The 22075-nt window shown below is 46.3% G+C and carries 10 protein-coding genes and 1 pseudogene; 5 read left to right on the top strand and 6 right to left on the bottom strand.

Going from position 1 to position 22075, the window contains the following annotated elements; genetic code table 11:
- The first annotated feature begins 876 nt into the window (after positions 1 to 876).
- Together H3S82_RS10975 and H3S82_RS10970 are read left to right on the top strand one after the other, a co-directional pair.
- Positions 877 to 2169: an adenylosuccinate synthase gene (locus tag H3S82_RS10975; RefSeq protein ID WP_077972843.1), complete on the top strand. Its 1293-nt coding sequence runs from the start codon at positions 877 to 879 to the stop codon at positions 2167 to 2169.
- A gap of 194 nt (positions 2170 to 2363) precedes the next feature.
- Positions 2364 to 4373: a hypothetical protein gene (locus H3S82_RS10970; protein WP_198233175.1), complete on the top strand. Its 2010-nt coding sequence runs from the start codon at positions 2364 to 2366 to the stop codon at positions 4371 to 4373.
- Positions 4374 to 5001: 628 nt separating this feature from the next.
- Here H3S82_RS10970 and rpoH read toward each other — a convergent pair.
- The 5 genes from rpoH to H3S82_RS10945 all read right to left on the bottom strand — a co-directional run bounded on the left by rpoH (position 5002) and on the right by H3S82_RS10945 (position 11979).
- Positions 5002 to 5931, bottom strand: a complete 930-nt coding sequence (gene rpoH, locus H3S82_RS10965) for an RNA polymerase sigma factor RpoH (protein WP_198225851.1) — start codon at positions 5929 to 5931, stop codon at positions 5002 to 5004.
- A 167-nt stretch (positions 5932 to 6098) separates the two neighbouring features.
- Positions 6099 to 7097: an RluA family pseudouridine synthase gene (locus H3S82_RS10960; RefSeq protein WP_198233176.1), complete on the bottom strand. Its 999-nt coding sequence runs from the start codon at positions 7095 to 7097 to the stop codon at positions 6099 to 6101.
- Between the two features lie 90 nt (positions 7098 to 7187).
- On the bottom strand, positions 7188 to 8618 hold the full coding sequence (locus H3S82_RS10955; RefSeq protein ID WP_198233177.1) for an aldehyde dehydrogenase family protein: 1431 nt from the start codon (positions 8616 to 8618) through the stop codon (positions 7188 to 7190).
- 805 nt (positions 8619 to 9423) lie between these two features.
- Positions 9424 to 10854: an aldehyde dehydrogenase family protein gene (locus tag H3S82_RS10950; RefSeq protein ID WP_198233179.1), complete on the bottom strand. Its 1431-nt coding sequence runs from the start codon at positions 10852 to 10854 to the stop codon at positions 9424 to 9426.
- A gap of 480 nt (positions 10855 to 11334) precedes the next feature.
- Positions 11335 to 11979: a hypothetical protein gene (locus H3S82_RS10945; protein ID WP_198233180.1), complete on the bottom strand. Its 645-nt coding sequence runs from the start codon at positions 11977 to 11979 to the stop codon at positions 11335 to 11337.
- A gap of 492 nt (positions 11980 to 12471) precedes the next feature.
- On the opposite strand from H3S82_RS10945, the gene proP reads away from it, so the two are divergent.
- Entirely contained in the window at positions 12472 to 13962 is a 1491-nt protein-coding gene (proP, locus tag H3S82_RS10940; RefSeq protein ID WP_198233181.1) for a glycine betaine/L-proline transporter ProP, read from the top strand.
- Positions 13963 to 14075: 113 nt separating this feature from the next.
- Here the strand turns inward: proP and H3S82_RS10935 are convergent, their stop codons facing one another.
- Positions 14076 to 14546 (bottom strand): Lrp/AsnC family transcriptional regulator, encoded by a 471-nt coding sequence (locus tag H3S82_RS10935; protein ID WP_198233182.1) that lies wholly within the window; start codon positions 14544 to 14546, stop codon positions 14076 to 14078.
- Between the two features lie 176 nt (positions 14547 to 14722).
- On the opposite strand from H3S82_RS10935, the gene putA reads away from it, so the two are divergent.
- Positions 14723 to 18391: a trifunctional transcriptional regulator/proline dehydrogenase/L-glutamate gamma-semialdehyde dehydrogenase gene (gene putA, locus H3S82_RS10930; protein WP_198237156.1), complete on the top strand. Its 3669-nt coding sequence runs from the start codon at positions 14723 to 14725 to the stop codon at positions 18389 to 18391.
- A 1923-nt stretch (positions 18392 to 20314) separates the two neighbouring features.
- Positions 20315 to 21841 (top strand): annotated as a pseudogene (locus H3S82_RS11435) (DNA translocase FtsK); the annotation flags it as partial.
- Between the last annotated feature and the right edge of the window lie 234 nt (positions 21842 to 22075).

The following is a 22075-nucleotide window of genomic DNA, read 5'->3' as shown; positions in this document are numbered from 1 at the left end:
TTCCAATATTCGTTTTATGAAAATACGTAAAAATGAAAAATTAACGTTTATTATCAACTCGTTATGTTTCACATCCAGCCTCTGCACAAAACGAGAAAATTGTTGAATAATTTAAAAATTTTTATGTGATTAAAGGCCTTTTGCAGTCCGGAAAATGTGTTTTCCGGCAATAAAGTGCAAGTTCCGAAGCTGATTGACCTCTTTTGATCCGGTGAATGGAGAATCACTTGAGTTTATATCCGACATTTAATTAAATCGATTTAAAAAATATCAAGATTATTGCAGAATTTTAATAATAAAAACGGTTTGATGGTCTTGTTTCGGCCAGTTGATAGACTTGGTTTTTTGCTTTGACGCTCCTCGACTATGAACAGGTCGGCTAGAAAAATGAACCGGTTAGGGAAATTGGCCGGAAGCCAAGGACAGTTTTTGGTATGGATAAAAATATCTTCCGGTAGAAATAGCACCACTTTTCGATAGGGATAACAACGCCTTTCAATAGGAATAAAGGGATCTTTCGGCAGTTATAATGACATCTTCTGGTTAGGGATATAACCACCGCCGTTATGAATATGGCGGGATTGAACCAACTGTCCCGATTGCTTTTAAAATATAGCGAGTGAGAAAAAGAATTTTTCACCAACATGTTCATTAAAAACACGGTTTTGGATTTCATCCGGTTATGGTCTTCTATGTTTTTAACCGGTTTTGGTCTTTTATGTTATGTCGGGAAATTGACTTTGATCGGGAAAATTCGCAATTTTTTTGGCGTAAAAGCGCAAAAGAGGAGTCGCACTCGACAGGAGAGTCCGGTATAAGAAACTCGTTTATTGCGGAAAGAAGGTTGGAAAACCTTCAAATTGGACGGAGAATATTATGGCCAATGTAGTGGTTGTCGGTGCACAATGGGGTGACGAGGGGAAAGGCAAGATTGTTGACTGGTTATCCGAACGTGCAGATGTAGTGGTGCGTTATCAGGGCGGGCATAATGCCGGTCATACATTGGTTATTGATGGAACAAGCTATAAATTGTCGCTGTTTCCGTCGGGGGTTGTGCGTGGCAAATTGTCAATTATCGGCAATGGTGTTGTTGTTGACCCGCATCACTTTGTGGAAGAGTTGAAAAAACTTCGCGGACAAGGGATTAAAATTACACCGGAAAATCTGCGTATTGCAGAAAATGCACCGCTTATTCTTTCTCTCCACCGTGATCTTGACGCCGCACGAGAAGACGCCACATCAAGTCTTAAAATCGGTACAACCAAGCGCGGCATAGGGCCTGCCTATGAAGACAAAGTCGGCCGCCGTTCAATTCGTGTGATGGATCTCGCCGAACCCGATACTTTGATGAAAAAGATCGAACGGTTGCTTGCCCACCACAATCCGCTTCGTCGCGGCATGGGAAAACCGGAGATTGATCCAAAAACACTTTATGACGAGCTGATGGAAGTGGCGGGCGATATTCTTCCCTTTATGGACCGCACATGGAAATTGCTTGATGAGCAACGCCGTGCCGGTTCACGAATTCTTTTTGAAGGTGCGCAAGGTGCGCTTCTCGATAATGATTTCGGTACATATCCTTATGTGACTTCATCCAATACGATTGCAGGTCAGGCCGCAACCGGTTCGGGCATGGGGCCGGGAGCAATCAACTATGTTCTCGGTATTGCCAAGGCCTATACCACGCGCGTTGGCGAAGGCCCGTTTCCGACCGAACAGAATAATGAAGCGGGTGAATATCTTGGAACACACGGACATGAATATGGTGTCGTCACCGGACGTAAGCGCCGTTGTGGCTGGCTTGATGCGGTATTGTTGCGTCAGATGATTGCTGTTTGTGGCATTAACGGTATCGCACTTACCAAGCTTGACGTTCTTGACGGACTGGATGAAATCAAGATTTGTGTCGCCTATGAGCTCGACGGCAAAAAGATTGATTATATGCCCTCTTCAATGGGAGCGCAGGCGCGTTTGAAACCAATTTATGAAACCATGGAAGGCTGGAAAGAAACCACTGCCGGCGCAAGAAGCTGGGCGGAGTTGCCTGCCAAAGCGGTCAAATATGTCCGCCATATTGAAGAATTGATCGGCGCACCGGTTGCGCTTTTGTCAACAAGTCCGGAACGTCAGGATACAATTCTTGTTACCGATCCGTTTGAAGACAGGTAAAAGTTTGTGCAATGCTTCCGAAGTTCGAAGATTAGTCCGGATTTGACGATTGTTTTCCAAGACTATATTTATTCCAGGCTTGGAAAATGAATTTACCGGATAGTGTTGTTACAAACAATATCGGTCAACAATCCGAAGCAACTTAGAAAACAACTTGCCTACTGGTTGTTAAGGATGTGAGAAAGCAAAAGCCGATGGCGAATTTCGCAGGTTTGTTAAAAAAAACAATTGATGCTCAGGAAAATCCGACACCGGATTTGCGGGCGCGGGTTTATGCCCGTGCTCGTGAAACTGTTGTGCGGAAACTTGCCGAAACCGGTGTTTCCCCAACTGTAGCCGAAGCTCAGCTTCAGGCACTTGATGACGCTATCAAAAGTGTTGAAGCCGATTATGTCGCTGTCGAACAGGAACTTCTTTCAAATATTCTGGTCAAAAAGCCGGAAGCGCAATCTTCACTTGAGCTTAATCCGGTTTCATCATCGGACAAACTTTCAAGACATGAGCCGGAGCCTAAAATAGAGGAATCCGGAATAGGAAAATCGGAATTCGGGGAATCCGGTTTAAACGCTTCTGAAAAGGTTGCCCCATCAACCGCGCCAATATTTCCCGCCGGAAACACGGCTGATAATCCTGACAGGCTTGATGGTGAAGCTTCGAATAAGACTGCCGAACAAACTGCTTTAAAACCGGAGACGAGTTCATCTGCCGCCGTTGAAATCGGACGGACACAGAATTTTGAAAGGAATAATCATCAAACTTCCGGTCATCCGGTCGGAAACGAAGATAAAAATGGTGATCTCCGTGAAGGAGCACCTGCTTTTTCTCGCCAGTCGGTTTTTGATCACGACAAGACACCGCCTTCAACGATTGATGAAGGGGAACAAAAGTTAGAAAAAGGGGACAAAGAGGCGGCTCATTCCAGTCTCCATCAACAAGTACCGGATGCCGAGCCGGTCAATATGGAAGATATTATAGCTGCCGAAAAAGAGGCTGAAAAAGAAAAGGCCGAGCAAGAACTCCAGTCAGCAAAGGCTTTGGGCAATAATCAGCAAAACGGTGATTATGATATTGTTTCCGATATATTTGTACAAGCCGCGCGGCGCACAGAAAGGCGTGCAGCACGAAAGAAGGCAATTGTCATCGGCTTATCAAGTGCTGTGGTGATTATTGTTGTTGTTGGCGTTCTTTTGACAGCCTGGTCATTCCTTTCAGGCCGGAACAAGTCGCATGATGCGGAACAACATGTCGCCGGAAATACGAACACAAGCGAGCTGCCGAAAGAAAAATTCACCCAGCGTTTGCTGGCTGACGGTAGCGAGGTTGACGAAGGGCCGGCGCAAAGCCCGATGAAGCCCGGCGAGGGAACGTCAACATCGGCCGGAACAATAGACGCAACAACGCCGCAGGAACAACCCGGCGAAGCGACCTTTTATCAAGCCCGTACCGATCAACAGGATGAAAAAGTAGAGACCGGTACCGTTCAATGGTCGATTGTCAAAGACAAAGCCAATTCGCAAGGTCGGGAAGAAATTGCAGTGCGCGGCAATGTGACAATTCCCGACGAGAAGCTTTCTTTGAGGTTGACACTTAGGCGGAACACAGATCCATCTTTACCTGCCGCCTATCTCATCGAGGCGATATTTATCGTTCCGGATGATTTTGAAGGCAAGGCAATTGATAATGTGCACGAACTAACATTCAAGGACAGTGAACAGGCGCCCGGTCAACAGCTAACAGGTACTGTCGAAGCAAAAATCGATGATGATTTCTTCCTCTTTGCATTAAGTGGAGCAAATCCGTTCCGTGATCGCAATTTACAACTTATGAAACAATTGGGATGGATCCGGCTTGTCATTACCGATAAAAACAAACGGGTTTCGGAACTTACTTTTTCAAAAGGGCCAAATGGGGAAGCTGTGTTCAATCAGGTTATTGATAGCTGGCTGAACCAGAACAATAAACCCACTCTTTATAACCAGAAGCAGACTTCAGACAAAGAAAATGCATCTGTTCCTTCTGGTGATAATGTGGAAAATAATAATGCCTTGCCGCAAGATAATCCGGAAAACGGCGGACAAAGTGGCGATAGTGCGGACGTAAATTCTGTAAGCCCCACAAATGCAACGGAAGCACCAGAGAGCGGCGGGCAAAATTCTACCAATGATGATCAATCTGGCGATGCCGGTGAAGAAGACACCGAATAGCCGTTTGATCACTTGAAAACGGCTTGCCGAATGCGAACTAACGCAGTTGGATTTGTTTGCATTGGTTACTAATGCTTCGGGAAAAGAGCGGGGTTGTGAAGTGCAGTATCTCGCAAGAACAACCGTGTAATAAAGCTCATCGGCGATTGCCTTTTTCATACACTTTGCAAGGTGTAGGGGGAAAATGGGTGCAGGAAAAACGGTAGCAGTTAAAAAGCTGCCTGACCAAAATTTTTGCTCGCAGTCCAACAAAAAATAACCGAATGCCGGAATGGGCGTCGATCAAGCTCCTGATACCTCATTAAAAAGAAGGTCGGCAGAAAAGCCTTGCCGATAGGCAAGGGATAGCAAAACGCGTTGAATAGAGAACGGTATTTTCAAGTTTTCCGGAAACTTCGTAAAAGAACCAGACGTTCCTATCAGGCTGCTTTCTTGAGTGAAATTTTTAGAAGCCAAAATCTAATATGAAAAACAGAAAAAGGCTCTTTCGAGCCTTTTGATTTTATTTTTTGTGGGGGGCGCAAGAATTCATTTTTTTGTTTCGTCGGAAATTTTTACTGCTTAACCAACAAAATTTCGCGTTGTGCAATCAACTGTCGACAATAACCGGAATGCTTTCCGGTTATGTTTATTTGTTTGCCGCAGGTGCGAGTTTTTTTGGCGTGGTTGGTAGCAGAGCATGTTTTTGCGCAATAGCTTCAGCTCTCACAGCGTTCTGCACTTTTTCAAAAGCGCGTACTTCAATTTGCCGAACGCGTTCACGGCTAATGCCAAATTCTGTCGAAAGTTCTTCAAGCGTGACCGGATCGTCCGACAAACGACGGGCTTTAAAAATCCGTTTCTCGCGATCATTGAGACCTTCCATTGCTTTTTCGAGCATGGCACGGCGGTTTTCGAGTTCGTCTTCTTCAATCAGCAATTGTTCCTGACTGCTTGAATCATCGACGAGCCAATCCTGCCATTCTCCGCTTTCACCTTCACTCGCACGGATTGGCGCATTGAGTGATGTGTCGCCTGACAAGCGCCGGTTCATCGAAATGACATCATCTTCGCTGACATTAAGACGGGTCGCAATTTCCTTGACCTGTTCGGGGTTAAGGTCGCCGTCATCCAAAGCTTGAATCTTGCTTTTGACTTTTCTCAAATTAAAAAACAGGCGCTTCTGATTGGCCGTGGTGCCCATTTTTACAAGGCTCCACGAACGCAAAACATATTCCTGAATAGAGGCTTTAATCCACCACATGGCATAAGTTGCAAGCCTGAAGCCGCGTTCCGGTTCAAAACGTTTGACAGCCTGCATCAGTCCGACATTGCCCTCGGAGATAACTTCGCCGATTGGCAGACCATAGCCACGATAGCCCATTGCAATTTTTGCAACGAGTCTTAAATGACTGGTAACGAGTTTATGAGCTGCCTTCGGGTCGTCATGCTCGCGATAACGTTTTGCAAGCATATATTCTTCCTGTGGCTCCAGCATAGGAAACCGGCGTATCTCTTCCAGATAGCGGGTAAGTCCCCCATCACCGTTAGCAACTGATGGTAAATTTGTCTGGGCCATAAAGCACCCTCCTTTAGCGCGTTCTCCCATTATAGGCGAAAACGAAAAATATCCTTTTTCGATCAGGATGTAACAAGCACGTTACACCGTCTATATGGCCTTTTTAAGAAATATGCGGATGTCCGGTTGACGTTCAATCAAACAAACCCGCCAAAGCCAGAATAGTTTCACCTAAATTTCCGAAATGCCCCGATAAGTTCGAGCATATCAGTTGGCAGGCTGCTCGTAAAGCTCATGATTTTTCCGGTAGATGGATGTTTGAAGACAAGTGTCGCAGCATGGAGCGCTTGACGCGGGAAAAGAGCGACGGTTGTTTTCAAGTCATCCGGCAACATATTGGCTTTTGTCTTGAAAGCACTGCCATAAACCTGATCGCCGACAAGCGGGTGGCCGATGTGAGCCATATGCACACGGATCTGGTGTGTACGTCCTGTTTCCAATCGGCATTCAATCAGACTTGCAATCGCTTCCTTTTCATTTGTTTTCCCGAAAGACTCCAATAATTGATAATGTGTTATTGCGTGGCGGGCATCCATCTGGGTGGGCGAAACAACGGCTCTTTTTATACGATCCCGTGAGGAACGTCCGAGATAGGTGTCAACGACACCGGCCTTTTGTGACAAAGCGCCCCACACAACAGCCTGATAGCTGCGTTCGAGAGGGCCTTGCCGGCCATGATCAGCAAATTGTCGGCTTAAAACATTATGGGCATGGTCATTTTTGGCAACAACCATAACACCGCTTGTATCCTTGTCGAGGCGGTGCACGATTCCTGGACGTTTGACACCCCCGATGCCCGAAAGCGATGAACCGCAGTGGTAGATTAGAGCGTTAACCAGTGTTCCTGTCTCGTTGCCATTGCCGGGATGGACAACAAGGCCTGCCGGTTTGTTGATAACTATAAGATCATCATCTTCATAGAGAATATCAAGGTCTATTGCTTCCCCTTCGGGTTGTGCAGCAACGGGTTCCGGCAAAGAAACCTCAATCGAATCGCCGGTTTTCAGCCGCGTTTTCGGTTCGCGTATAACAAGTTGATTTATTTTCAACTGCCCTTCGCGGATGAGCGACTGAAGACGCGAACGCGACATTTCCGGACAATTCTTTGCCAGCCATTGATCGACGCGTTGACCTTCGGCCGTGTCATCACTTACCAGTCTGATCAAATGAAGTCCTATCGACGTTTAAAGTTTACGAAATTGAGCCGCTCCGGCAAGAGGGAATGTTCCCTCCGCCCGAGACGGATAATCATTATATTACCATTCGGAGATGGCTTTGGTATCAAGAAATTGCTTGATTCCCCAGATACTACCTTCACGGGCATGGCCGGAATATTTGACACCACCGAAGAAGCTTTCCTTCGGCAAGCTCTTACCGTTCACTTCAACCATGCCGGAACGCAAGGCCGTTGCAACACGATGGCATTTTTCCTTGTCTCCGGATTGGACATAGTTGGTCAGGCCATAATCCGTGTCATTGGCCATTGCTATCGCTTCTTCTTCACTGTCAAAAGGAATCATCGACAGAACCGGCCCGAAAATTTCTTCACGGAAAATTTTCATGTCCGGTTTGACATCGGCAAAAACAGTCGGGCGGACAAAATAGCCGCGCTTGAAGCCGTTAGCCAAGCCCGTTCCACCGGCAATAAGTGTGGCACCTTCGTCAATACCTGATTGGATAAGGCCTTGGATCTTGTCAAACTGGGCTTTTGATACAACCGGTCCCAAATGGTCTCCGCGCTCGCTCGCAACAGCAAGTTTGATATTATTTGCTACTTCTTTAGCAATTTTCTTGGCCTTTTCATAAATGGAACGCTCGACAAACATACGGGTTGGTGCATTGCAACTTTGTCCGCTATTGTTGAAGCAGGCTAGAACGCTCCATTTGATCGCATCTTCACGGGCATCGGCAAAAACCAGATTGGCTCCTTTACCACCAAGCTCCAGATCAACATGTTTTAATGTGTCGGAAGCATTTTTGGAAATTGCTTTGCCAACGCGGGTAGAACCGGTAAAGCTTATCATCGCAATGTCCGGATGGCCGGAAAGACATGTTCCAACACCCGCACCATCACCATTGACGAGGTTGAACACGCCCTTGGGAAGACCTGCCTCATCAATAATATCGGCATATAATAGGCCGGAAAGCGGAGCAATTTCAGAAGGCTTCAAGACCATCGTGCAACCGGCAAGCAATGCCGGAATAACCTTCAGGTTAATCAGGTTCATTGGCCAGTTCCATGGCGTAATGAGACCGACGACACCGACCGGTTCATATTGAAGCGCACTATCTTTATGACCTTTTACAAGATCGGTCTTAAAAGAAAAATGCTTGAAACTATCAATAAAGCCTTCGATAAAGAAAGCGCCGCCTCCGACTTGTTGTTCCAAGGCCATATCAATGGGGGCGCCCATTTCGGTTGAAATAGCTTTTGCCATTTCACCTCTGCGCCGGTTATAGATGTCCAATATTTTTTCAACAAAAGCTAAACGCTTTTGCGGGTCGGTGTGCTTCCATCCTTCAAAGCCTGCTTTTGCAGCTGCAACGGCGCGATCGACATCCTTTGACGTGCCATTGCTGATGACAGCACAAGCTTCTTCCGTGGACGGGTCAATCACTTTGAGGTCATGTGCCTCGACTGGTTCAACCCAGGCGCCATTTATATAAAATTTGCGTTTATCTAACATATTTATCCTTTTAAAGCCCATGCAGGGCAATTTTTTATCGGCTCTCCTTTTTCCCGAAGCCATAAAACATCCATATTGGAATAACTTCTGTTGTTCGAAAAAATGGAAGAACCGGTATTTCCGTGCGAACGGCTTTTTAAAAATACGATTGCCCCTATTATTTAAAATGCGATCGTAGCTATTAAAGTGTTGTTGTTTATTTTTTTAAAAAAGTCGCGATAAGACAAGACACACGAAAGCCGTGTTGAAACACGATAAATCCGGTAAATTTTAAACGCTCTTATAAGCCGAACGATCTTTTAAAGAGAGCCAATATCGGAAAGCGAAAAACCGGACGAGCAGACCACGGCATTGACCATTTTACCAGTCTCGTTCCCATTGCCGAGATGGATAAAAAGGCCTGTTTGTTGATAACTATAAAACATCAGTTTTATGGCAAATATCAAGGTCTGTTGCTTCGCCTTGCAAGTGTGCAGTAACGGGTTATGGCAAAGAAACCTCAATTGAATCTCCGATTTTCAATCGGGTTTTCGGTTCTGGATTTCAATCGGGTTTTTGGTCCTAAAATCAAATTTTGATTGATTTTCAACGGCCCTTCACGGATGAGCGTTTAAAGACGCGCGCGACATTTCCAACAATTTTAGCTTCTGACAATTCTTTGCCAGCCATTGGCCGATATGTTGACCTTCGGCCGTGTCATCACTTACCGGTCTGATCAAATTTTATTCTGCTCACATGCAAAAGTCATAAATTTGCATTTCCGGCAAAAAGGAAACGGCTTTTTGCCGGAAAGAGTAATCTTGTTTTACCACTCGGAAATGGCTTTGGTGTCAAGAAATTCCTTGATTCCCCAGATGCCACCTTCACGGGCATGGCCGGAATATTTGACGCCGCCGAAATAGCTCCCTTTTGGCAAGCTCAAACCGTTAACTTCAACCATGCCGGACCGCAGTGCCGTTGCAATACGGTGGCATTTTTCTCTGTCTTCGGATTGGACATAGTTCGTCAGACCATAATCTGTGTCACTCGCCATAGCCAAGGCTTCTTCTTCTGTATCAAAAGGTATCATCGACAGAACCGGCCCGAAAATTTCTTCACGGAAAATTCTCATATTCGGTTTGACATCGGCAAAAACAGTCGGGCGGACAAAATAGCCATGGTTGATACCTTCGGGCAGACCCGTTCCACCGGCAATAAGCGTTGCACCTTCGTCGATACCTGATTGGATAAGGCCTTCAATCTTGTCAAACTGGGCTTTGGATACGACAGGTCCGAGATGGTTGCCGTGTTGGCTCGCAACAGCAAGTTTGACATTATTCGCTACTTCTTTTGCCGTGGCTTTGGCTTTTTCATAAATGGAACGCTCGACAAACATACGTGTCGGCGCATTACAGCTCTGGCCGCTATTATTGAAACACCTTAAAACGCTCCATTTGACGGCATCTTCACGGGCATCGGCAAAAACCAGATTGGCTCCCTTGCCACCAAGCTCAAGCCCCACACGTTTCAGCGTGTCGGCTGCATTTTTGGAAATTGCCTTACCTGCACGAGTGGAACCGGTGAAGCTTATCATGGCAATATCCGGATGGCCGGAAAGACATGTTCCAACACCGGCGCCATCACCATTGACGAGATTGAACACACCTTTCGGAACTCCGGCCTGATCGATAATATCGGCAAATAATAAAGCGGAAAGCGGTGCAATTTCCGATGGCTTCAAAACCATGGTACAACCGGCAAGCATTGCCGGAATAACCTTCAAGGTAATCTGGTTCATTGGCCAGTTCCATGGTGTAATAAGACCGACGACCCCGACCGGTTCATATTGTAGCGCACTATCCTTATGACCTTTGACAAGATCGGTCTGGAAAGAAAAATGCAAAAAACTGTCAATAAATGTTTCGATATGGCGAGCACCGGCTCCGACTTGTTGTTCAATAGCCATATCAATAGGCGCACCCATTTCGGTTGAAATGGCTTTCGCCATTTCGCCTTGGCGCTGGTTATAGATAGCCAATATTTTTTCAACAAAGGTTAAACGCTTTTGCGGGTCGGTGTGCTTCCATCCGTCAAAGGCTGCTTTTGCGGCTGCAACTGCACGATCAACATCTTTTGACGTGCCATTGCTGATGACACCACAAACTTCTTCAGTTGAAGGATCAATCACCTCGAGGTCGTGCGCTTCGGCAGGCTCGACCCAGGCGCCATTTATATAAAATTTGCGTTTTTCTAACATAATCTATCCCTTTAAGTCCTCGTTCTATGATTTTATACCTCTTTTCATTCTATCCAAAGCAATAAGACGTTCAGATTGCCAAAACTTTTTGTCATTGGAAAATGATGGGGAAAATTCACGGGGAAAACTGATTGGGAAAAACGATAAGGAAAAACCGACGCGGAAAACTAAAAGGGAAAATATACGGGGCGAAATAGCCAAGGAAAAAGCGAATGCAACAGGTTTTTAGAAACGCGATTGCACTGATTATTTAAAATGCGATCACTCTTGTTAAAACCATTATTGTTCGGTTTCTTGAAAGTGGCCGAAGACAAGACCAGTAAAAGCAATGTTGCCGCAATAAAAATCCGATAAGCTTTAAACAGCCTTACCCGAACAGTTTTATAAGCCAAACGGTCTCATAAAGAGACGCGTTTAAAGAGGCGCATTTTTTAAACCCCGTTTTTCGAGCTTTTCCGGTGAGAGTTTTCCAAAAGCTCTTTATTTATCCTGTTCGGGATTTTCGGATTTATCGGTTTCGGAATTTTTAGCTTTATCCGGTTTTGAGCTCGTAGCCGGTTTATCCGTGCAGCTTGACACCGGAATTTCCATCTTGGCGCTTTTATCCCCATCAATAAATTTGACGTAATAGGATTTGATCGTCAAATCAAAATATCGCTGGTTGGTCTTCCGATAGGGTAGCGCTTGTTCGGCGTTGAGTATTTCACAATAATCGACGAGCTTTTTATTCAGATAAGAATTGGCATAGGCCTCGAGGTCGTCTTTCGTGGATCCTTCGGGCAACGGGTTATTGTTTTTTAAAGTGAGTGTAAGCGAATGGGCGCGCACTTTGACATCGGTGAATGTCACATTTTCGAATTTCAATGGTTTGTTTTCGAATTGTTGATCGAGCTGCTTTTGCCTTTGGGCGAGGTTTATCAGAGGTTGTATAGGCCCCGGACCGTCAGTCTGGAAAGCCATATAGATACTCATTGCAAGAGCACCGGTCGCGATTACCATAAGTTTCTGGGGAACTTTCAAAATCCGCATGACAATAGAGAACAAGACCAGTGCCACTATAAGAATTGTAACAACAATTTCGACACCGTGCAGATCAAATGGTAATATGTAGATCAGTTCTTCCATGGCTCAATCAGTGTAACAGTCAATCGGACTAAATTATAAAACATATGTGTTAATCAAAAGATGACGCTTAAAACGGCATCCACTTTCATCTGTTGAACTCAAAAGTTATATCCACATTAAAAGTTCCACAGCGCAATTCGGGTTGTTATTTTTTATTTTTCTCACTATACTGTACCTCTCATATGTGATTTTGGTTGACGGTTATTGATCTGGCCCTAATTTCAAAATGGTCATTATCGTTGTTGTGGGCAAATGTTCAACCGTCTTTAGCCCTTTATCAGTTTCCCGTTTATTTTTAACGGCAGAACTGATGGAAGCAAGTCGTTAACTGACTTTTTTAAACGGGGGGAAGGGCAAACCGCGACATCGTGAGATTTGGTAATGAAACAGTCTTCATTTGCGTAGTATTTTGCGCTTATCGAAGAGATATGTCTTTTGTCTAAAAGAGGCGGAGGCTTTTGGCAAAGACGTATCAGGAATAAGGAAGAACATATGTCAGAAACGACACCGCAACCACTTACTGTCAAAGATATTCCAATTGTCGGAAATAAAGAGCTGCGAAAAGTTATCTGCGCTGCCGGTCTTGGAAATGCCATCGAGTGGTTCGATTTCAGTGTCTACGGTTTTCTGGCAGTCATTATCGGACACACGTTCTTTGCTTCCGCTCCCCAATCGGTGCAGTTGATCGCTTCTCTTGCCACTTTTTCCATTCCGTTTCTGTTCAGGCCGATGGGCGGCGCCATTTTCGGTTATCTGGGCGACAAATATGGTCGTAAAAACATTCTATCCTTTACGATTATTTTGATGTCGGCAAGCACATTTGCCATCGGCCTCATCCCCTCTTACGCGACAATCGGGGTATTTGCGCCGCTTTTGCTGCTCCTTGCTAAAATCATACAGGGGCTTTCCGTTGGTGGCGAATATGCCGGTGCGGTGGTTTTCGTGAGTGAATATTCACCGGACAGAAAACGCGGCTTTATGGCAAGTTGGCTCGATTTCGGCTCCATTGCCGGTTTTCTTGTCGGTGCCTTGGTGGTGTCGACAATTTCTCTTGCGATCGGGCAGGATGCAATGGGGGATTGGGGCTGGCGTATTCCATTCTTTATTTCATTGCCACTGGGATTGATCGGCCTTTATTTAAGAAAATCGCTGGATGAATCGCCCACTTACGAAGCCCAAAACAACAATTCGGCCGAGGCTGAGGAACAAGAAAAGGTCGAGACGACATCTGTCGGTACCGTCATCAAGGAAAACCTCAACGGCATTGTAATCAGTTGTCTGCTGGTGGTTGCGGTGAATTCGACCTATTATATGTTGCTCACCTATATGCCGAACTTTTTATCCGTCAATCTCGGCTACAGCTATGACCATGGCGTTCTCATTATCATTGTTGTCATGGCTTTTATGCTTCTGGTGCAACCGCTTGTCGGTTTTTTAAGCGATAAAATTGGCCGCAAACCGTTTCTGTTTCTTGGCTCTGTCGGACAGTTATTTCTCGCTATTCCCGCTTTTTATATGGTTATGCATCACAATGTCTTTATGATCGCGGGGGGAATTGCCATTCTTGCAGTTCTTCTTTGCTGTTTCATCGGCGTTATGGCCTCTATCCTTCCTGCACTTTTCCCGACCGATGTACGCTTCAGAACGCTTGCGATCTGCTTTAATATTGCGGTGCTGATTGCAGGTCTTACGCCACCTATCGCAGCCTGGCTTGTTGAAACTTTACAATCGCTTTATATGCCGGCTTATTATCTTATGGTGGTTGCTATTTTCGGCTTTATTGCAGCAGTCAAAATGCCTGAAACAGCCAATCGGCCGCTCAAGGACGCAACGCCGGTTGCTTCATCCAGAACCGAAGCAAAAGAAGTTTTGCAGGAACATTTCGATTATATCGAAGATCAGGTCAACGAGATTGAAAACAAAATCTCCGACCTTGAGGAACAGAGACAAAATCTCGTCGACCAGCATCCAAAACTCAATTGATTGAAAAATATGTCTGTTGCATTTTGTTGACGACCGACCGGCTTTTTGCCTTTAAAGTCTATGCATAGGCCTGACGAATAAAGGGCAGGTGCCGGAGGTTTCCGGCATATCGGTTAGCGTCTGAAACCGGAATCGACAACATTTTGCATAACCACAAAGGTCGATGTACTTTCAACATAGGGCAAGGCGGAAATTTTTTCGCCAAGAACAATGCGGTAGCGCTTGATGTCGCTGGTTCGCACTTTCAAGAGATAATCGAAAGAGCTTGCAATCATGTGACATTCTTCCACTTCCCGTATTTTTTTAACGGCAGCATTGAAAGCCCGCAAAGCTTCTTCCCTTGTGTCGGAAAGTTTCACTTCTGCGAAAGCGATGTGTTCAAGTCCCATTTTTGCAGGATTGAGCACTGCGCGAAAGCCGGTAATATAGCCGTCATTCATGAGCCTTTTCAAACGCAATTGGCATGGCGTTTTGGAAAGGCCGACTTTCTCGGAAAGTTCGGTAATAGATATACGGCCATTTTCAACAAGCGCATCAATAATACGATTATCAATGCGGTCAATTTCACTATTTTTTTCTTCCATTAATGTAAAAAGACCTAATTTTAAGGTAGAAAACAAGAAAAATCGCTAAAAAATACCGTTTTTTTTGCGAGAAGTAAACTATAGCCGGTGATATTATCACCCGATAATAAGCTATAGACGCATCTTTTCCAATTTTTATCGAATTCAAGAATTTTTATCCAGAGTGGAATGAAATTATGACCAGAACACAAAAGCCTTTTGCCGAATTTGCACCTCCGATTTCCAAGCAGAGCGAACTTCGCAAAAAAATCACCGCAGCCTATCGTCGTGCGGAAACCGAATGTCTGAAACCGCTTCTCGATGCAGCAACAATTGACGAGAAAACCAAAAAAGACATTGCTGCCACAGCCCGTCATCTTATCGAAACGATGCGGGCAAAATATAAGGGCAATGGTGTTGAAGGTCTGGTTCATGAATATTCCTTGTCGTCGCAGGAAGGTGTGGCGCTCATGTGTTTGGCAGAAGCACTGTTGCGCATTCCCGACAAAGCAACCCGTGATGCCCTCATTCGCGACAAAGTGGCGGGTGGTGACTGGAAAGCGCATTTGGGTGGTGGAAAATCACTTTTTGTCAATGCTGCAACCTGGGGACTTGTGGTTACCGGCAAATTATCAGCAAGTTACAGGGAAGGGGAACTTTCTTCTTCTTTGACAGGCCTTATTGCGCGTTGTGGCGAGCCGGTTATCCGCAAAGGAATGGATATGGCCATGCGCATGATGGGCGAACAATTTGTGCGCGGCCAAACCATTGATGAAGCGCTCGAGCGCTCGAAACCACTGGAAGCACGCGGGTTTCGTTATTCCTATGACATGTTGGGGGAAGCCGCTACAACGGCTGACGATGCCGATCGCTATTATCGCGATTACGAGATGGCAATCCACGCTATCGGCAAAGCCTCGAACGGGCGTGGCGTCTATGAGGGACCCGGTATTTCCATTAAACTGTCGGCACTTCATCCCCGTTATTTCCGCTCGCAAGCCGACCGTGTTATGGGCGAACTCATGCCGCGCGTCAAACAACTGGCTTTGCTTTGTAAAAATTACAATATCGGCCTTAATATAGATGCCGAGGAAGCCGACCGGCTCGAACTATCACTCGATATTATGGATAGCCTTTGTTTCGATCCTGATCTTGACGGGTGGAACGGTATCGGCTTTGTTGTGCAAGCTTACGGTCGTCGCTGCCCCTTTGTGCTTGATTATCTCATTGATCTTGCCCGCCGCAGTCACCATCGTTTGATGGTGCGCCTTGTTAAAGGTGCCTATTGGGATGCTGAAATCAAACGCGCACAGGTCGACGGACTTCAAAGTTTTCCCGTCTATACGCGCAAAGTTTATACAGATGTTTCCTATGTTGCCAATGCCCGAAAACTTCTTTCCGCTCCCGATGCTGTTTTCCCGCAATTTGCAACGCATAATGCGCAAACCATGGCAACGATTTATCATCTGGCGGGGCCTGATAAATATACTGTCGAACAATTCGAGTTCCAGTGCCTCCACGGCATGGGGGAACCGCTTTATGACGAGGTCGTAGGCAAAGATAAAATGCAGCGTCCGGCACGCCTTTATGCACCGGTTGGTACACATGAAACTTTGCTTGCTTATCTGGTGCGGCGGTTGTTGGAAAATGGTGCCAATTCTTCTTTCGTCAATCGCATTACCGATAAGTCTATCTCGGTTGATGAACTTGTTGTTGATCCGGTTGATGTGGTGCGTAATATGCCCGTTCCCGGTGCCCAGCATGACAAGATTGCTTCGCCTGACGATCTTTTCGGGAAAGACCGTCGCAATTCCGATGGTTATGATTTATCGAACGAAACAGTACTTGCAGAACTCACTGAAGAGTTTCAAAAAAGTTCGGCAACAGACTGGAAAGCAGCACCGGCAAATGTAGAAAAGGGTGCACAATCCCGCAAAATCGCCAATCCAGGAGACCATCGCGACAAAGTGGGCGAGGTTATCGAGATTGATGAAAGTGAAGCCAGAAAGATGGTCTCTCATGCTGAAAAAGCGTTTTCATCATGGGCAAAGACTTCCCCTCAATCGCGCGCCGGAATTCTTGAAAAAGCGGCTGATCTTATGCAGGCGCGTATGCCTTCACTTCTGGCACTTGCGGCAAGAGAAGCGGGAAAATCTATTCCGAATTCTATTGCCGAAGTGAGAGAAGCAATCGATTTCTTGCGCTTTTATGCCGGACAATTGCGCACGAATTTTAAAGGCAATGAAGAACCTTTGGGGCCGATTGTTTGTATCAGCCCGTGGAATTTCCCGTTGTCGATTTTTATCGGTCAAATATCGGCTGCATTGGCGGCGGGCAATACCGTTTTGGCAAAGCCTGCCGAAGAAACACCGCTTATTGCTGCTGAAGGCGTGCGCATATTGCATGAAGCGGGAATCCCGAAGGATGTCTTACAATTCTGTCCGGGAGACGGAAAAATCGGTGCGGCACTCATTGGCGAGAAAGCAACTTCAGGTGTTATGTTTACCGGTTCGACAGAAGTTGCCCGTCTCATCCAGAAAGAGCTTTCAACCCGCCTCAACAAGAATAAGAAACCCATTCCGCTCATTGCCGAAACCGGCGGGCAGAATGCCATGATTGTCGATTCGTCAGCACTTGCCGAACAGGTTGTAGGCGATGTTATTGCTTCGGCTTTTGATAGTGCAGGCCAGCGTTGTTCGGCTTTGCGGGCTTTGTGTTTGCAGGAAGAGGTGGCCGACCGCATTCTGGACATGCTCAAAGGCGCAATGCAGGAATTGCGTATCGGACGCACCGATTTTATCGGTACCGATATTGGCGCAGTTATTACCGAAGAAGCCAAGGATAATATCGAAACGCATATCGAAACAATGCGCGCTATGGGCCATAAAGTAACGCAAGTTCCCCTTCCCGATATTGCAAAAGAGGGGACATATGTAAGCCCCACTCTTATCGAGATCGATTCGATTGGCGAATTGAAGCGTGAAGTCTTCGGGCCGGTCTTGCATGTTGTGCGTTATAAACGCAAAGATATTGAAAAGCTTATCAACGAAATCAATTCAACAGGATATGGTCTGACCTTCGGGCTTCATACAAGACTGGATGATTTTGTCGATTATGTTTCAAGCCATATTCGGGTAGGCAATATCTATATCAACCGCAATATTATTGGCGCGGTTGTCGGCTCCCAACCATTTGGCGGAAGGGGATTATCCGGAACTGGCCCCAAAGCCGGTGGGCCTTTATATATCGGCCGCCTCGTCAAACAGGCTCCCGACACGCAATTTTCTGTCGGGGCAAGAAAAAATGAACTCATCGACAGTTTTGTCAATTGGCTTCAAAAAAACGGAGACTCATCCGATGTGGCCTTTGCAAAATCATTAAACGGCAAGTCACCGCTTGGCGTCTCCGTCAATTTGCCGGGACCGGTTGGGGAAAGCAATGTCTATTCTCTTCACAGTCGCGGAAAAATTCTCTTGTTTCCGCAAACAAAAAGCGGGCTTTACCGGCAGCTTGCTACGATATTTGCAACCGGCAATGTCGCCGTAATTGATGCAGCTTGCAAATTGCAGAATTCGCTTTCGGATTTGCCGGAACAACTTATCCGGAATGTCGAATGGTCAGAAAATTTGAATGCTGACGGTCCTTATGCGGGTGCGCTCATCGAAGGCGATGAAAATAACATTCTAGAAAAACAAAAGATTATAGCAGCCCTTTCAGGTCCTATCATTCTCACCCAAGCGGCTACAAGCGAGGAGCTTACATCAGGTGAACTCCCCTATAATCTCGGTTATCTTAGCGAAGAAGTCTCGACTTCGGTCAACACAGCCGCAGCCGGAGGCAATGCTAGCCTGATGACAATCGGCTGAAGACCGGCAATTATTGCCACTTGTTGTAGATTTATTCATGACCACCGGAATTCTTTTCCGGTGGTTTTTTTGTTGATAAAGCGACTTTGGCAAAAGGTTATTAACTTTCGCACTTTAACGTTGAAAAAATGAGTTTTGTTAAGAGGCAATCTTGAAAAATTGCCGCAATCTAGTTTGAGTGCCATGCGTAATCTGAAAACAAATCCGGTCTCTTTAAATCCTGATGCCAAGCCCGTTTCTGGTGCAACTGCAAAGCCAGATGAAGCGGTTTCTGGCGCATCATCACAAACGCAATATCCGACCATATGGAAGAAAGCCTTCGCTCTCGGACAGAACGTACGTTTCACACGCACACCGGAAGTCGAAATCGTCCGCAAACGGGTTGAAAGTGATCCGGATTTTGCCGAAAAGCTGAAAGCCTTCGAAGAGGAGCAAAGGCAAAAGCGTGAAAACGTGGCCTTGAAAGAGGATCTTTCAGAAAATAAAGAACCGGTGATACTTGCCGGAACCACGTCCTTGGAGCAGAGAAAGACTCAAGTTCGCTCCTTGCAAGACGAGGTGATTGCTTCTGTCAAACGCAAAAATATCGAACAGAATTACAGCGTCAAATCTGTTTATATGCGCCCTCAAAATAATAGTGCCGCTCAAATCCGGAACGACACTTCTATGCAAGAAGCGGTGAGCGAGGTTGAAAAACCGGTAGCCGAAATTAATAAGCTTGCCGATATCAAGCCGTTTTATCTTTCCGATTCGGCATTTTTTGAATGCGGGCCGGATATTCTGGAAAATCTTGCAAAACTTACGCCGCAAAATGAAAGCAAGCCGCAGCCGGTTGAAACGCCGCTTGCAAGTGAAAACGCTATCGCTCCGGAAACAAGCGCGAACATGACTGCGCCCGAAACAGATGCAAACGCTGTTGCCGTTGAAAAGAAGCCCGTTGTAACTGTACAAAAAATGTCACTTGATGGCGCGCCAATGTCGGGTGCGTCGCAATTGCCGCCTGTGGCTTCGAGTTTGATGGCGGATAATGCAAGCGAAGAAAAAAGCACTGCTAAAGTCGAGGAAAAATCCATTGCCGACCTTTATCGGGTGCTGGAATGCCGTTTCCCGAAAAAAGCTACAAATGTTTCTGAAAAACCGACAGAAAAAGCGGAAGATAAAATAGAACAACAGGCGGTAACGCCCGTTGTCACTCAGCCGACAAGTACTGAACCGGCGGCTGCGACTCCGGTTGCGCGTGACGCGGCAGTTGAAGAACCTGAAATAGCGGATACTGATCGTGCCAACACAGTTATCTTTGACACGGCACCGCAATCAATCGTCAACCAGACAGCAGTAACGGAAAGTGTATCCTTATCAACTGTTAGTCCGGCAATCACTCCCCGACTGACTGAAACGCCAGTTCTGCAAGTCGTAACACCATTGCCTGACAATTCTGTTGTCACCAGTTTCAATAATCAGGGGCAAGTGGTTATCGAAAATGCGGATGTCGAGAAAAATACGGGGAATACGGCTGGTGACGCACAAACGGGTGAACCTGTTGGCGTCACTCTATCCCAAGCAGCACCGCAAAATCCGGTTTCTATTTCCCCGTCGGGGCAGCAAAAGACGGTTAATGTATCTGCCGGAATTATCGAGGATATCGAACCCGTAAAAACCGCCAATCTCGCCTCCGGTCAATCGCTTTCACAGGCTGTAACGCCTCAGCAGAGCGGAGAAGAAAAGGCTTCCGAACAAAAGGAAAAACCGCAAACTGTTGCGCAAAATGCAATAACTACGAAAAATGCAACAACTGCGCCAATTGCAACAACTGCGCCAATTGCAACAACTGCGCCAATCGCAACAAAAGCGACGATTTCTGCGCCATTTCGCACGCTCAATCCGGCTTTTATTCCAAGCCCGAAATCGCAAAGTGATGATTCTTATATTTTCCCTTCAATCGACCTTTTGCAGGAGCCGGAACATAAAGATGGTGCGGTGATTTCTCAGGAAACACTCGAACGCAGCGCCGGACTTCTTGAAAGTGTGCTGGAAGATTTCGGTATCAAAGGCGAAATCATCCATGTCCGTCCGGGGCCGGTTGTAACCATGTATGAATTCGAGCCGGCAGCCGGTGTCAAATCATCGCGCGTTATCGGTCTTTCTGATGATATTGCCCGTTCGATGTCAGCCATTTCCGCACGTGTTGCGGTTATTCCGGGGCGCAATGTTATCGGCATAGAATTGCCGAATAAAGTACGCGAGACCGTTTATTTACGCGAGATTATCCAGTCCAAGACATTTCAGGATAGCAATTACAAGCTTCCGCTTGCTCTGGGTAAAAATATCGGTGGTGAACCGGTCATTGCAGAACTTGCAAAAATGCCGCATCTGCTTGTTGCCGGTACCACGGGTTCAGGGAAATCGGTGGCAATCAACGCCATGATTTTGTCTCTGCTTTATCGTTTGAAACCGGAGCAATGCCGCCTCATCATGGTTGATCCGAAAATGCTTGAACTGTCGATCTATGACGGCATACCGCATCTTCTCACTCCGGTTGTTACTGACCCTAAAAAGGCGGTAACGGCGTTGAAATGGGCGGTGCGCGAAATGGAAGACCGCTATCGCAAAATGGCAAAACTCGGTGTGCGCAATATTGACGGCTTCAACCAGCGTGTCAGTGCGGCAGCCGAAAAAGGCGAAACCATTACCTGCCGTGTCCAATCCGGTTTTGACAAAGAAACCGGCGAAATGCTTTATCATGAAGAGGCAATGGATCTTACGCGTCTTCCTTATATCGTGATTATTGTTGATGAAATGGCCGACCTGATGATGGTTGCAGGTAAAGAAATCGAGAGTGCAATCCAGCGTTTGGCACAAATGGCACGTGCTGCGGGGATTCACCTTATCATGGCAACACAACGCCCTTCGGTTGATGTTATAACCGGCACGATCAAGGCGAATTTTCCGACCCGTATTTCATTTCAGGTTACCTCCAAGATTGATAGCCGTACGATTCTTGGCGAACAAGGTGCCGAGACATTGCTGGGGCAGGGTGATATGCTCCACATGGTGGGCGGCGGCCGGATTGTTCGTGTTCACGGCCCCTTTGTTTCGGATGAAGAAGTCGAACATGTTGTTGCACATTTAAAGACTCAAGGCACACCCGATTATCTTGCAACGGTGACGGATGGTGAAGACGAAGAAGAAACCATCGAGGATGCCGATTCGATTGCCGATATTGTGGCTGCCGGCAACGCCGGAGAAAATATGGAAGAACTTTACTTGCAAGCGGTCAAAGTGGTCATGCGCGACAAAAAATGTTCAACATCCTATATCCAGCGCCGTCTGAGCATCGGTTACAACAAAGCCGCGACACTGGTTGAACGCATGGAAGCCGAAGGTATTGTCGGTCCGGCCAACCATGTGGGAAAACGTGAAATTCTTTTAAATCATGGTCATGAATTTTGATAACCGGTTGAACCAACCAATTCGCGGGAAGGTGTAGATAGTAATGTCTGCACCTTTTTGCTTTTTAGAGATCAAATCCCGTCATTTTTAAAAAATGGACAGCACCGTTTCAGATGGTAGAATTGATTGATAAGCTTTAGAAAGAAGAGGCGGAATTCGGCACATATTTGATTGATCGCCTGAGTAAGAGGCCGAAAATTTATAAACGCCGATAACGATATTTCCCGATTCCTT

Origin of the sequence: Bartonella sp. M0192 (assembly GCF_016102305.1) — a bacterium.
GTDB classification, from domain to species: domain Bacteria; phylum Pseudomonadota; class Alphaproteobacteria; order Rhizobiales; family Rhizobiaceae; genus Bartonella; species Bartonella apihabitans.
Note: the sequence above shows the minus strand (reverse complement) of the source record. Positions and strands in the feature narration are given on the sequence as shown.